Source organism: Ekhidna algicida (assembly GCF_051379705.1).
In the GTDB taxonomy this organism is placed as follows: Bacteria; Bacteroidota; Bacteroidia; order Cytophagales; family Cyclobacteriaceae; genus Ekhidna.
Window position 1 is genome coordinate 552,718 of sequence record NZ_CP179868.1, and the last position, 14,904, is coordinate 567,621.

The 14,904-nt window shown below is 39.7% G+C and carries 12 protein-coding genes; 4 read left to right on the forward strand and 8 right to left on the reverse strand.

Annotation, left to right across the window (positions count from 1 at the left end; translation table 11 throughout):
* From ACL8WY_RS02235 to ACL8WY_RS02265, 7 genes are all read right to left on the reverse strand, one after another.
* On the reverse strand, positions 1–1,356 hold the full coding sequence (locus ACL8WY_RS02235; RefSeq protein WP_436516685.1) for a quinol:cytochrome C oxidoreductase: 1,356 nt from the start codon (positions 1,354–1,356) through the stop codon (positions 1–3).
* A 9-nt stretch (positions 1,357–1,365) separates the two neighbouring features.
* The gene (locus tag ACL8WY_RS02240; RefSeq protein WP_436516686.1) at positions 1,366–1,989 is read right to left on the reverse strand and encodes a c-type cytochrome; all 624 of its coding nucleotides are present in this window, start codon (positions 1,987–1,989) and stop codon (positions 1,366–1,368) included.
* A 2-nt stretch (positions 1,990–1,991) separates the two neighbouring features.
* Positions 1,992–2,519, reverse strand: coding sequence for a DUF3341 domain-containing protein (locus tag ACL8WY_RS02245; protein WP_436516687.1), 528 nt, complete (start codon positions 2,517–2,519; stop codon positions 1,992–1,994).
* Positions 2,520–2,530: 11 nt separating this feature from the next.
* Positions 2,531–3,907: an NrfD/PsrC family molybdoenzyme membrane anchor subunit gene (gene nrfD / locus ACL8WY_RS02250; RefSeq protein ID WP_436516688.1), complete on the reverse strand. Its 1,377-nt coding sequence runs from the start codon at positions 3,905–3,907 to the stop codon at positions 2,531–2,533.
* A complete protein-coding gene (locus tag ACL8WY_RS02255; protein WP_436516689.1) occupies positions 3,907–7,008 on the reverse strand; it encodes a TAT-variant-translocated molybdopterin oxidoreductase in 3,102 nt (1,033 codons plus the stop codon). The genes nrfD and ACL8WY_RS02255 overlap by 1 nt, the downstream gene beginning before the upstream one ends.
* A gap of 23 nt (positions 7,009–7,031) precedes the next feature.
* Positions 7,032–8,282, reverse strand: coding sequence for a cytochrome c3 family protein (locus ACL8WY_RS02260; RefSeq protein WP_436516690.1), 1,251 nt, complete (start codon positions 8,280–8,282; stop codon positions 7,032–7,034).
* 194 nt (positions 8,283–8,476) lie between these two features.
* Positions 8,477–9,757, reverse strand: a complete 1,281-nt coding sequence (locus ACL8WY_RS02265; RefSeq protein ID WP_436516691.1) for a serine hydrolase domain-containing protein — start codon at positions 9,755–9,757, stop codon at positions 8,477–8,479.
* A 31-nt stretch (positions 9,758–9,788) separates the two neighbouring features.
* On the opposite strand from ACL8WY_RS02265, the gene serA reads away from it, so the two are divergent.
* The 4 genes from serA to ACL8WY_RS02285 all read left to right on the forward strand — a co-directional run bounded on the left by serA (position 9,789) and on the right by ACL8WY_RS02285 (position 14,332).
* Positions 9,789–11,681 (forward strand): phosphoglycerate dehydrogenase, encoded by a 1,893-nt coding sequence (gene serA / locus ACL8WY_RS02270; protein ID WP_436516692.1) that lies wholly within the window; start codon positions 9,789–9,791, stop codon positions 11,679–11,681.
* A gap of 76 nt (positions 11,682–11,757) precedes the next feature.
* Positions 11,758–12,144: a monothiol bacilliredoxin BrxC family protein gene (locus ACL8WY_RS02275; protein WP_436516693.1), complete on the forward strand. Its 387-nt coding sequence runs from the start codon at positions 11,758–11,760 to the stop codon at positions 12,142–12,144.
* Positions 12,145–12,201: 57 nt separating this feature from the next.
* Positions 12,202–13,272 (forward strand): aminotransferase class V-fold PLP-dependent enzyme, encoded by a 1,071-nt coding sequence (locus ACL8WY_RS02280; RefSeq protein WP_436516694.1) that lies wholly within the window; start codon positions 12,202–12,204, stop codon positions 13,270–13,272.
* 196 nt (positions 13,273–13,468) lie between these two features.
* The gene (locus ACL8WY_RS02285; RefSeq protein ID WP_436516695.1) at positions 13,469–14,332 is read left to right on the forward strand and encodes a universal stress protein; all 864 of its coding nucleotides are present in this window, start codon (positions 13,469–13,471) and stop codon (positions 14,330–14,332) included.
* Here the strand turns inward: ACL8WY_RS02285 and ACL8WY_RS02290 are convergent.
* Complete coding sequence (locus ACL8WY_RS02290) at positions 14,329–14,778, reverse strand: MarR family winged helix-turn-helix transcriptional regulator (protein WP_436516696.1); 450 nt, start codon at positions 14,776–14,778, stop codon at positions 14,329–14,331. The genes ACL8WY_RS02285 and ACL8WY_RS02290 overlap by 4 nt on opposite strands.
* Positions 14,779–14,904 lie beyond the last annotated feature (126 nt).

Consider the following 14,904-nt stretch of genomic DNA (forward strand, 5'->3'; position numbering starts at 1 on the left):
TTAAATATGATGATGCAAACTTTCTTCTAACATAGGGTGATTCTTAGCATAAAGCGGGGCCTTAGCAAGTGCATTAAATGTCACGTATAAGAATGCGCTTAAGTACACTAGAATCAATCCTATTTCAAGGAATCCAAAGCCTCCGTTGTGACCCACAGTACCAGGGGATACCATCAGGTAGAAATCCAACCAGTGCCCGAAAACAACCGCAGGACAAACTACTTTTAGAATCCTTGTATGTCTCTTTGAATCCCTTGTCATTAAAACTAGGAAAGGGAAGAAGAAGTTTAGAATTAAATTAATATAAAATACCGGAGCATAATGATCGTCCTTCCATCGCTCCAGAAAGTAAACTGTCTCTTCCGGAATATGTGCGTAGTAGATTAATAAGAACTGGGAAAACCATATATACGTCCAGAAAATAGTAAATGCAAAAACGAATTTCCCTAAGTCGTGAATATGATTCGTATTTACCACTGAGAGGTATCCTTTGTCTTTAAGAAGCACTATTATAAATAAAGAAAGTGCTAGACCTGCAACCCACCAGCTTGCAAAAGCGTACCAACCAAACATGGTGCTGAACCAATGAACATCAATTGACATTATCCAATCCCATGCTGCCATCGAAGATGATACCGCGAAGAAGACTAGAAAGATGGCTGAAGTTGATCGCATTTTATACCAATGCTTGGTGCCGCCCTCAATATCTTCAGAGAATGCTAGAGACCTTAATTTTCTAAAAAGCAGGTACCATACTCCGAAGAATATAACTAATCTGCCTACCCAAAACAGTGGAAACTCGCCACCTTCCAGCGGCCAAAAGAAATACGGCGCTTTACCTTTCACTATTTCATCACCACCCACCTCGGCATATAAATCTGAGTGGGTCCAATGAAATATATCATGTCCACCAACCAAAAAGACAACTAACATTAATACAAATGCAATTGGTAGCCAGCTTCCAAAAGCAAATGGAATTCGTTTTATACCTGCAGTCCAGCCTGCTTGTGCGGCATACTGAATAGCAAAAAAGAATACACCAATAATTGCCAAGCCAGCAAAAAAGACATTGTTTATCCAAAGATTAGAGAGTAATCTTTTCACTGATGAACTACTTCCATGATGAGCCTCTTCCCCATTTTCATCTTCACTACCATGATCTTCTGCTGCATATGGTTCCTCTCCATGATCGGAAACCACTTCAGAGTGATCACCTTGATCATGACCTCCTCCATGATCGCCACCAGAGCCTAATGTAAAATAGCCTAGCACAGATAACACCAAACCAACTACAAGTGTGATGATCAGGCGTTTCTTTGCAGTAGCAGTAAATTCAAATCTTTCTTCTGATACCATGAGTAGACTTTAATTCTTTTGCAATTCTTTAACATATCGAGCAATTCTCCACCGATCCTCAGGGCTAACCTGAGATCCATGAGCGCCCATTAAACCTTTACCATATGTGATCACATGGAAAATATGACCTTCAGTAATTTCCAGGTACGCAGCTCCATTAAGGTTAGCTACACCAGCGTATGCTTCAGCCACAAGTCCGTCACCGTTTCCTTTATCACCATGACAATGCTTACAATAACTATCATAAAGTACCTTACCTTGCTTTACTACACTTTCATCTTCCGCCGGAAATGGATTCTCCAACGTAGTAGCAGCCGTTTCTAAATCATCTATCCCTAATCGAATAGGAAGCAACTCACCTCTTCTAACTGTATTAGCTACAGGCTCCCTCATGTTCATTTTGAACTGGTTGTACGGATTAGAATTATAGAACTCCCCATGTTTGTCCTCATCGTTAGAGTCTAACCAGTTACCAGCATCCTCATCTTGAATCTGCGTTAATGGTTCATAAGGAGTTGAATGATACATTTGAGGAGCATACTCCAGTCCTGTATCATCTACACCAGCCGCACACGAAGCAACTAATGCACCTATTGTGATAATTCCTAAGTATCTAAATGCCTTTAGTTTCATTATCAATCAAATATTTTATTGTTAACCTCCGAAGCTCCACTCCCCTGCAAAACCTTCTTAATATCATCTTCAGATTTATCATTACCGTCCAAATCAATAGCCATTACATGCTTATCATCCGTAATTCTAATATCATAGATCCTAGGCTTTCCCCATGGCTTCAAATTGGAAATCACAAAGAATGTTCCTACCATACCAAAAGATGCAAGAAGTACTGTCATCTCAAAAGTTACCGGAATAAACGAAGGTATTGGAATGTAGTCTTTACCTCCAATAATCATTGGCCAATCCACACCCATCATACCTACCATCATGGTCAAGGCCAGTGTTGTTCCAGTAATTCCGAACATGAATGCCGCTACAGCTAGCCAACTTCTTTTGTAACCCAGCACATCGTCAATTCCATGTACGGGAAATGGCGAATAAACTTCTTCAATTTTTACACCGGATTCCCGTACTGTCTTAATGGCATCCATCAAGACATCCTCATCGTCATAGACGCCCAGTACGTATTTCGTTCCTTGAGACATAATCTATCTATTTAATTACCCGACTTAGTCGGCTTTTCTCCAGTTGCTTTAATAATACTTTTCACCTCAGCCATGTTGATCACAGGGAAGAACTTCGCAAATAGGAAGAAAGCTGTGAAGAACAATCCGAAGGTGAACACATAAACTCCTACATCGTACATCGTTGGATAAAACATTGCCCAACTTGATGGTAAAAAATCCCTATGAAGTGAAGTCACAATAATCACGAACCGCTCAAACCACATTCCAATATTCACAATAATTGAGATGACAAATGTTGCAGCCAGATTCGTTCTTATTTTCTTAAACCAGAATAGCTGAGGTGAAATCACATTACATGTCATCATTGACCAGTATGCCCACCAATAAGGACCTGTAGCTCTATTTATAAAAGCATATTGTTCTGCTTCTACACCCGAATACCAGGCTATGAAGAACTCTGTGATATATGCGATACCAACTATTGATCCTGTTACGATGATGATGATATTCATCAATTCAACGTGTTGGATCGTGATGTAATCTTCTAGTTTGTATACTTTTCTTGTTACCAATAAGAGAGTCAATACCATAGCGAAACCTGAGAAAATCGCTCCAGCCACAAAGTATGGCGGGAAAATTGTCGTATGCCATCCTGGTATTACTGAGGTGGCAAAGTCCATTGATACAATGGTATGTACAGAAAGTACTAGTGGTGTTGCGAGACCTGCAAGTATTAATGACACTGTTTCATAGTGTGACCAGGTTTTAGCTCCACCTGTCCATCCGAAGCTAAGTGCTCCATAAATGGTTCTTGAAACCTTATTCTTGGCTCTGTCTCTAATGGTAGCAAAATCAGGAATTAGACCGATGTACCAGAAAACAAGAGAAACGGAGAAATACGTTGAAATAGCAAATACATCCCAAAGTAAAGGTGAGTTAAAGTTCACCCAAAGTGATCCGAATGTATTTGGTAGTGGCAATGCCCAGTAGAATCCTAACCAAGGACGTCCCATGTGAAGTACCGGGAACATGGCAGCACAGATTACAGCAAAAATTGTCATAGCCTCCGAGGCTCTGTTAATTGACATTCTCCATCGTTGGCGGAAAAGTAATAGAACTGCTGAAATCAAGGTTCCGGCGTGACCGATACCTACCCACCATACGAAGTTAGTGATATCCCAGGCCCATCCTACAGTTTTATTAAGACCCCACATTCCGATTCCGTCCCAAAGAGTAATTGCTACTGCATACCCTCCGGCCAGGAGAAGTGCTAAAGAGACTGCCATTGCAAGCATCCACGTAACCGTAGGTTTTTGCTCTACTCTTCCAGCAATATCCTCAGAAACATCGTGGACTGTCTTTCCACCCGTTACTAAGGGTATCCGTACTTCTGATTCTGCGTGCATTATGCTTCTTGTTTATCGTTTTTGTCTTTATTTCTGATTTTGGTGAGATACCAAACATTTGGCATCACCCTCAACTCCTCCAGTACGTGATAGGCTCTGTCTTCTGTCGCCTCCACACTCTTATCGTTATACTTAAGCTTCAATGTTTTAGAAATTCTGCTTTCAGGATCTTTCATATCACCAAATACCAATGCATCTGTAGGACATGATTTCGCGCAAGCAGTTTGAATTTCCCCGTCGACAGGTCTTCTACCCTCTTTCTTTGCATCAAGCTTGCCAGACTGAATTCGCTGAACACAGAAAGTACATTTTTCCATCACCCCTCTAGCTCTTACTGTCACGTCTGGATTCAATACCATCTTACCAAGATCATTATTCATTGGCGTATTCATGTCGAACTTCGCATTGTCGTGGTACTTGAACCAGTTGAAGCGACGAACTTTATAAGGACAGTTATTAGCACAATATCTTGTACCAATACATCTGTTATATGTCATTTGGTTTAGACCCTCACTACTATGTGTGGTTGCGGCGACAGGGCAAACAGTCTCACAAGGAGCGTTATTACACTGCTGACACATCATTGGCTGGAAGGTAACTTCAGGGTTTTCAATGGCAGCAAGCTCTTTTTGCTTCACTTCCATCATGTTTTTATCCTCAGAAGTCAGCTCATCCTCAGGTCTAGAGCTATAATATCTATCGATTCGGATCCAGTGCATCTCCCTTCTGTTCAACACCTCTTCCTTACCTACTACAGGAATGTTATTTTCAGTCTGACACGCTACCGTACAAGTTCCACAACCCGTACATGAGTTAAGATCCACAATCATTCCCCAATGATGATTTGGGTACTCATGTCCTTTCCAAAGAGAAACCGCATGAGGTCTAACCTTGGTGCCGTCGGCTTTAGATATCATTGGGAAGCTTCTTCCTGCCTGAGGATCTTTCTGATACTCACCAAGAGTTGACTCTTGAATTACAGTTTCTCTTCCTGCATACGTTTGTGCTGTTTGAGTCTGAGCTACTTTACGTTGCTCGCCGTTGAGCTCCAGTGTGGCTTTTCCACTGTAGCCAAGCCCATTAGCTGAACTGCTAACTAACTCATAAGCATTCACTCCTACTCCATTCCCAACTTTACCAGATTTAGTTCTTCCATACCCAACTGCTAGGCCTACTGTACCGTAAGCTTGACCAGGTTGCGGGATTATCGGCGCTGTAACGGATTTTCCATTTACAGTCAAAGTAGCAACCTTATAATCCATATCACCTCCTTTGATACTCCAATCATTCTCGTTTGCCTGTCTTGGAGACACAGTGAAATAGTTATCCCAACAAGCTTTAGTGATTGGATCTGGCATTTCTTGCAACCAAGGGTTATTGGCCTGAATTCCATCACCTACAGAATAGTTTGCATACACTGCAAGCTCAAGTCCATCAGACTTGGCTGAATATCCTTTTAGGTTTCCAGCTACTACAACCGCATCTACAGATACCGGAGCGTCAGAAGCTTCTGGTTCTACATTATAAAATCCATCGTGCAAACACTTGTCGAAGAATGCGTTGAAATCACCAGAGGTCAATGGTTGCCATCCTTCTCTCACGAAATCATAGTAAGAAGAAGTAATATCAGACCATCTCAAGAATGATTCCTGCGCTTGTCTGGTATTGAAAATATTTTGGATTGTTGGCTGTGAAAGCGTGATATGTCCAGTAACTGGCTCAAAGTCATTCCAAGATTCTAAGTAATGATGATCAGGAGCAATGTATTTAACCGAGCTGTTAGTTTCATCCATTCTATCTGAAGTAGAAATGGTCGTTTTCACTTTGCCGAGGGAACTCACTAGCTGCGCTCCAATAGGATGATCGTAGGCTGGGTTACAGTTGTAAAATATTACTGTTCCAACAGTTCCGCCTTTCACATCACTAACGAGTTGAGCAACAGCTGAATCGCTACCTTGTCGAGTATTTACACTTCTAGAAAGATCAATCGTAGATCCATAGCTCTGAAGTAAGTCATTGATCGCGATTACTAGTAGCTGTACATTTTTATCATTTGATCCACTTACAACCAGCGACTTACCCCTTGATCTCCACAGATCATTGGCTGCTTTTTCTAGAATAACAGTATCATCCAATCGAGCTGTACCAATTGCCGATGCTCCAGCTTTTTGAGCAAGCAAGTTGTATAGGTTTGCTACGTACAATCCTTCTTGTGAAGGTTTGATTGGCTGACGGTAATCTGCGTTAGATCCCGTCAATGAAAGATTAGATTCAAATGAGTAAAGTCTGGACATTTCTTTTTTGTCCGGACCGAGTTTTCTTGTTGAAGCAAACTGCTTATTGTTCAATGCCTGATTGGGCCAGTTTCCAAGGAAATCAGCTGTGATCGAAACAATAGTGCTTACTTTAGAGAAGTCATGCAATGGTAAGTTTCTTGAGCCAGTGGCTTCACTGTATGCATCAAGTAATCCACTCATTGAGATAGGGTCATACTGAATATGTTCTACTTGACCATACTTCTCTTTTAAAGCCTGAATAGCTCTTGCTGTGCTTGGACTGCAATTAGAATAAGAAAGAATAGAAATCTTTCCGCTATTTGCCGCCAACTCAGTTTTGATTCTGTCGTCGATTGTTTCCCAATCAGTGTCTTCTCCAGCTATCTTTGGATTCTGAAGTCTTTCGCCATCATACAATGAAAGCACTGAAGACTCAACTTGTGTAGTCGTACCACCCTGACTAATGATTGAGAGGTCATTGCCTTCAATTTTGATTGGGCGACCTTCTCTGGTTTTAACCACAACTGATGCTACATCATTACCCATTGCATAGGTTGATGCATAATAATTAGCAACTCCAGGATCAACATCTACAGGCTTATTTACATAAGGTATTGCTTTACGCACCGGTGTCTCACAAGCTGCTAGTGAAACAGCTGCTACACCGAATCCCATTAATTTAAGAAAATCCCTTCTTGATGGCTCGCCATTGTCACCACCATTGATTGGTAAATATTCCGGGAATTCTTTCGAGGCTCTGTCCTGAAAATCCGCTGTGTTTTCCAGTTGCTCTATCCCTTTCCAGTATTTCTTAGTTTCTTTCATTTAGATCAAGCTGTTTTCGAATATTAATAGTGACATTTAGCACATTCCAACCCGCCGATATCTTCGACCTTCATTGGCTCCTTGCTCTGCTCTGAATGCAGTTTTACAAGTTTATCATAATACTCGTTTCCTTTCGTATTTACATCGGTTTCTCTGTGACAGTTGATACACCATCCCATGGTCAGTGAAGAGTATTGGTATACTACTTCCATTTCCTTGATAGGACCGTGACAGGTCTCACACTCTAGGCCAGCCACTTTTACGTGCTGAGAGTGATTGAAATATGCCAGATCAGGTAGGTTATGGATTCTCACCCATTCGATAGGCTTGGTATCGGTTCCGTAAGTCTGAGTTTCAGGATCGTAATCGATCGCTGCATATATTTTTGCAATTTCTTCAGATTCTGTTTTCACCTGTGTATGGCAATTCATGCAAATGTTCGGTGATGGAATGTTTGCTGATTTAGACTTGTTCACACCCGTGTGGCAGTACTGACAATCGATCTCGTATTGTCCGGCATGAATTTCGTGTGAAAAAGCAATCGGCTGAGTAGGCTGATAACCTTGCTGCACGCCAATTGTGAACGCACCATCAATCAATGTCTTTAGAACAATGATTGTGAATACAAATATCACCAGACCTACAAAGTTGTTACTCTTAAGAAAAGCTGCAACGTTAAATTCTTGTGATACAATTTCTTGCTCCGCTTCATCAAGACCTTTAACGTCTTTCAAATGCTTTACTAAAGTTCTCGCTGCTATAATTAATGCAATCACTGCCAGTGCGAGCACCACAACCAGAATGATGATCACAGCCATAAGGTAGGATGATGAGATTGAATCTCCTCCTTCGATTGCTGTTGCAACCACGACTTCTTCGGGTGGAGGTCCAGCTGCAGTTTCAGATTTGATATAGGCTAGTAATTCCATGACCTGATCGTCATTGAAAGGGAAAGCCTGCATTAGTGTTTTATTGTATTCTTCGTAAATAGCTATAGCGTCTTCATCTCCAGAAGCAATCAAAGCTTGAGAATTTTTGATCCATGCATTTAGCCATTCTACGGATCTTCTTTCCGTAACGCCGTTAAGCGCTGGACCTATTCGTACTTCCCAAATTCTGTGACACGTGGTACAGTTCGCTTTGAATGAAGCTTCACCTGCAGCGATAACGCTTTCGTCGGTTGGGATTTCCTGAGCACTTAAGCTCGTAGATGTAAATATTCCAAGGGCAAGGCCTAGAAAGATTTTGGTTAGTTTCGGTGTTGTTTTAAACATGTATTCCGATGGGCTAGAGATCAAACGCGTACAAAAGTAACATTGGGTTGTTGTTTTTCAAAGGTGGGTCATTACCACCAATTAGCATTACCTTATACCTTTTCACAAAGCATTGATTATAAGTGATTTAAGAATAAATATTTTCATGAAATTGGTCTTATTTAGAATAATTTTAAATAAGCAAATGGCGTTGTTTATTTGGTGTTTTCGACAGGGTCGTTTTCTTCCTCTTTAATCCCTTCAAGATAGTCATAAATAAACTGGTGAATTGTGGGTCTGACATTGCGTTGATACAAAGCTCTAAAGGTGCGTGAAGGATAAACGCGATTAGCAAGGAAAATAAAAGTTAAATCATTTTCCGGGTCTGACCAAGCTAGTGTTCCGGTATAACCGGAGTGTCCATAACTTTTAAAACTTGAGCTCTTTGCCACGCTGCTTGCAATGGAATCATACTGTATTAAGGGCTTATCAAAACCTAGCCCTCTCCTGTTGTCATTATTTGGGTACTGAGTAGTGGTGAAAAGCTGAATTGTTTCAGGAGAAAGTATTTGAACGCTATCGATCATACCATCATTTAAAAGCATTTGGAATATCAAACCAAGGTCTTCAGCATTACTAAATAATCCGGCATTTCCCGAGACACCTTTCATCATAATTGCTCCCTCATCATGAACTCTGCCATGTATTGGTTCCATTCTAAAGAATGTATCTATTTCTGTTGGCACAATTTGACGTGCTGAGAATTTTTCTAACGGGTTAAATGTCAACGTTTTTGCCTTTAAAGGATCAAAGAAATAAGCATCTAAATAATCCTCATACAGTGTGTCTGTCAGGGTTTTCACAAGTTCTGGAATCAGATAAAAAAATAGTCCTGAATAGCGATATTTCTTCTCTTTGGACACCTCACTTTTTCGGATCATTTTCTTGATTTTATCATAAAAATCCGAATGCAAATACAAGCTATCACTTAATGGATAGGCATATTCTTCATCAGTATTGGAGGAGATTGTTTTACTCTTATACTTTCTGTTCCTCTTCTTTACCTCCTGATAATAAGGAATCCAGGGATAAAGTCCCGCTTGATGAGCGAGTGCTTCCCGGAAAGTAACTTTGCCAACTTTGCCGATTTTGTCAATGTAATCTCCGATTGGATCGTCCAGGTTGAACTTCCCATCATCATACAATTTCATCATAGCTAGAGTGCCTCCAACTACCTTCGTAATAGACGCTAAATCATAAATATCATTAACAGCTACTCTTCTTAGAGAATCATAAGTATGGTGGCCATATGACCTTATGAACACAATGCTATCACCTGTGCTGATATAAACCACACATCCAGGAAATGCTTTTGCCTTGATGGCATCATATACGACACTATCTATTTGATTCCGCATAGTTTCAAACGATTGTGCATTAGCGAAAACGATTGCAAAAAAGAAAAGTGAGAATAACGTATGTCGGAGTTTTAGCATGTTCTATTTTTGGCGCTTACCTTATAGTTTGATGGATCAGACCAAATATTTCATAATTGATTTCGATAGCACCTTTACACAAGTTGAAGCTCTTGATGTGCTTGCTGAAATCTCTCTCAAGAATAATGAAAATCAGGCGAAAGCCATTGAAGAAATTAAGTTGATCACTGATCAAGGTATGGAAGGTGGAATGTCTTTCAGGGAATCTTTGAAAAAAAGGATTGACATTTTAGAGGCACATAGGGATCACTTACCAGAGCTGGTTAACCGGTTGGCCTCACTTGTTTCTCATTCATTTAAGAGAAATACAGAATTTATTAGCAAATACACGGATCAGATATTTATCGTATCAAATGGCTTTAAAGACTTCATTGTTCCAATCGTCAAGGAGTTTGGCATTCGAGAAGAGAACGTATTTGCGAATGAATTTAGCTATGACTCTGATGGTAGGATTGTCGGATTTGATGAAAGCAATATATTATCTGAGAATAACGGCAAGCCAAACCAGATAAAAAGTTTAAATCTTAGTGGCGAAGTGTTTGTATTAGGCGATGGATTTACTGATTTTGAAATCAAAAAAGCAGGATTGGCACATAAATTCTATGCATTCACAGAAAATGTAAGAAGGGAAAAGATCTTGAACGAAGCAGATCATGAAGCACCGTCATTGGATGAGTTTCTATTCACCCAAAAGCTCGAACGCGCCCACTCCTATCCCAAGAATCGAATCAAAGCGCTAGTACTTGAGAATATCCACGAGGCAGCTGTTCAACGATTGAAAGACGAAGGCTACCAGGTGGAGGTTTATCCTGGCGGCATGACTGAAGATGAATTAGCGGAAGCTATTAAAGATGTGAGTATTTTGGGCATCCGATCCAAAACGCTAGTTACGGACAGGGTTATTGCAAATGCCAAGCGATTGTTGGCTATAGGAGCATTTTGCATTGGAACTAATCAAATTAACCTTACTTCAGCGCTAAAAAAAGGCATTGCAGTATTCAATGCTCCATTTTCGAATACACGTTCTGTTGTAGAATTAGCACTCGCTGAAATCATCATGTTGATGCGAAACCTTCCTGACAAGATGTATCAAATGCATCAAGGGAAATGGAGCAAATCGGCCGTTGGAAGTTTTGAAATTAGAGGCAAGACATTAGGAATTGTTGGGTACGGTAAAATAGGATCGCAGCTATCGGTTCTTGCTGAATCAGTAGGCCTCAATGTTCAATACTATGATATCGAAGAAAAATTAGCTTTGGGCAATGCAACTCCATGCCAAAGCATGGAACAGCTTTTGGTTACCTCGGACATTATAAGTATTCACGTAGATGGAAGAGAATCGAACCTGAATATCATAGGCAGAGAAGAGTTCGAGAAGATGAGAGATGGAGTGGTTTTTATCAACCTCAGCCGGGGACACATTGTAGATATCGATTCGTTAGTTGCCAATATCAAAAGTGGCAAGGTTCATGGAACCAGTGTAGATGTTTTTCCTGAAGAGCCATTGACGAATGATCATCCATTCGAATCACCACTAATGGGCTTAAAGAATACAATTCTTACTCCCCATGTAGGAGGAAGTACTTTGGAGGCGCAGGAAAATATTGCTGATTTCGTGCCATCGAAAATAATTGAATACATCAATACTGGATCTACTACAAACAGCGTTAATTTTCCAAATATTACTTTGCCTGGTTTGAGCCAAGCTCATCGGTTTATTCACATTCACAAAAATGAACCTGGTGTGCTTGCTGAAATCAATAATTTGTTGGCAAAGCATGGCATAAATATTGGGGGACAATATTTGAAAACCAATGATATTATTGGCTATGTTATTACGGATATAGACAAGAACTATAAGGAAGAGGCAATAAAAGACTTAAAAAGGGTGCGAGGTACCCTTAGATTCCGAGTTTTATATTAAGTTTATACCGAAATTCAGTATTACCACCCAACCTTGAGAGCTTATTAAAACGTTTATATAAGCTAAATTGTAAATAATGAGTTATCCGCTTAATTGGAAATCGCTTAGTACTATAGAGGAGTTCAACAGACTTGTAGAACGCTCCAAAGAAAAGCCTGCGCTCGTTTTTAAACACAGACCTTCAGCTCCCGAAAGCGCTCAAGCGTTAGAAACGCTCGAGAGAGACTGGACTATTTCACCGGAAAATCTTGATTTATATATCATTGATGTGATGAAGGACAAAGAGGTAGCGGAAGCCGTTACAGATATGGCCGGTGTGATGAACGAGTATCCACAAGTGCTACTTTTCGCTGATGGCGTTACTATGTATGATGAATCTAGAGAGATGATAAGTGTGAAGAAAATCAAATTGGCACTTAAAATTATCAATAGAACATTCAAATGGATGGAAACTAGAGTTTGACTAGAACCTAAATCGTCTATTTAATATTATAATGCTCTTAGTTTAAGAGCTTTTTTTATGTCCAATAAAATCTATTTTACACCAGGTCCTTCCCAGCTTTTCTACACATTTGAGGAGCATTTCAAAAAGGCGCTTTTTCACGACATCCCTTCTATTTCACATAGAAGTAAAGAATTTATCAAAGTAGTTCAGGAAACGACTGAAGCCTTGAGTGAATTGTTAGACCTTCCTGAGGGCTATAGCATTTACTTCCTCAACTCTGCAAATGAAGCCTGGGATCGCATTATTCAAAATTTGGTTGATAAAAACTCGCACCACTTTGTGAATGGTGCTTTCAGTCAGAAATTTTACGATTTTGCAATTTCACATAAAAAGTCAAGCACTTGTCTCAAAGTTGATGACGGTCATGACTTCAACGACTGGAATGTTCCTGCAGAAGCGGAACTTATTGGAATCACCAAAAATGAAACCAGCGTTGGTCACAGTTTCTTAGAAGAAGAAATCGAAATTCTGAGAAATAACTATCCAGATAAACTTATTGCACTGGACATTGTAAGTGCTGCACCTTCCCTACCCATAAACTTCAAAAATCTAGATACAGCCTACTTTTCTGTTCAAAAAGCTTTTGGGTTACCAAGTGGCCTTAGCGTATGGATTGCGAACGACAGGTGTCATGAAGTGGCTGGCAATCGAGTAAAAAAGACATCCTTAGGTTCTTATCGAGCACTTCCGAACTTGAAAAAGTTTGGAGATAAGCATCAGACTCCAGAGACACCCAACATGCTTTTTATCTACCTACTTGGAAAGGTGGCTCAGGACATCTTGCAGGCCGGAGTGCAGCGAATGCGAAATGACTCCACATACAAAGCGGCAATTCTTAATCAAATGGTAGAAAGTCATCCACACCTTGATCACTTTGTTTCTTCCAAAAAGCATCGGTCTAAAACAACCATAGTAGCTAGTTCATCCCGATCCAAAGAAATCATTCAATTCTTTGGAAAAAAGGGATTAATGCTAGGATCAGGCTATGGCCCGTACAAAGAAAGCCACGTTAGAATCGCTAACTTTCCTACACACTCGAAGGAGTCTATCGAAATGCTCTGTGATTTGATGGAAAAAATAGAATAATCTTCTGTTTAAACGAAACTATTTCTTGTTTTCAGAGTATTAATTCTTGAACATGATGATTTGAAGAAAAAATATTTCGAAAAAAAGAATAACTGTATTGATTGATGAAATATCAATGATACCTTTGCACTAACAAACACCCAAAAAATTGATCGCACCGCTTAAAAAAATTGTTGTTTGCCTTGACCATTCAGATATGGACAAAGGCCTCATAGAGAATGCTTGTTCTCTAAGCAAGTCAGCTGGAGCCACGCAGATAATCTTTCTCAATGTTATAAAAGACTTCAACCTACCCGATTCAGTATTAAAAGAGTTCCCAGATCTTTTGGATAAGGCTCTTAAGGAAAGAGAAGATGAAATCAAAAAACTCATTGCCAAACATTTCAAATGTGATGTGCCTACAAAGATTCTGGTTCGTCAGGGTGGAGAAACAAAAGAAATACTCAAAGTTGCAAATGACCTAAAGTCGGACTTGCTGATCCTTGGACGTAAAAAAACAAGTGACTCAGTTCTTAGCACACGAGTGGCTAGAAGAGCTCCCTGCAATCTTTTAATGATTCCAGCAGGTGTTGAGCTAAAATTGGACAAGATCTTTATTCCTGTTGATTTTTCAGATTATTCATCGCTTTCATTAAAAAGGATCTTACTCCTTACAAAGGATCTTAAGTCTAAGATTTATTTGCAAAATGTCTATCAGGTACCTTCCAGTTATCGATACTCTGGCAAAACCTATGAAGAGTTTTCGGAGATCATGAAAGGACATGCCTCAAAAGATTTAGAAATCCTGATTAAAAAAGTTGATAAATCATCTCAAGAGCTTATTCCTGTATACTCTCAAGATAAAGATGGAAAAATCATTGACTTAGCGCTTAAGGAAGCCAATAAAAAGAAAGTGGATTTAATTGTGATGGGTGCCAAAGGCAGGACAACAACATCTGCATTATTTATTGGAAGCAAGGCAGAACGAATGATACGGATAAATGAAAATATTCCACTTCTGATCATTCGTAAAAAAGGAGCTGTTGCTGGAATTCTGGAAACTCTAAAAGATTTGGGTTAGCTCCTGAGCTTATCCAGTAAGTAGTTTAGTGTTTCAGCCTCTTTCTCCGAAAGCTTTCTATTCTCAGACTCCCATTGATCCATTTCTTCATCCATCTTATTTAGTAGATCTAAGCCTCTATCAGAGATTAAAACATCTACGGCTCTTCTGTCTTTCGAGCATTGTTTACGGACAACCAAGCCCTTCTCTTCCAATCTATCCACAATTCGAGAGGCGTTTGAGCTTTTATCAAGCATACGCTCTATCAGTAAGTTGACTGTAGCAGGTTTTGGATGTTGCCCTCTTAGAATTCTCAGGATATTAAATTGCGGAGTTGTTAATCCATTGGATTTAAAGAGCTCAGAGTTCTGCTGATTCATCCAAGAATTAGTGTAAAGAATATTAACAACTGCCTTCGAAAATTCACTTTTGAATTTTTCTTGCTTTATTTCTTCTGCTATTCCCATTTTTATTTTAGATACAGTTACATTAAATGTAACAACATTTTAAAGAAAAGGTTGCTTCGATAAATATTTAGATAGAGATTAAACCATCTGCTATCTTTAGCATCTAAGACTCGTACCCACCTGAAA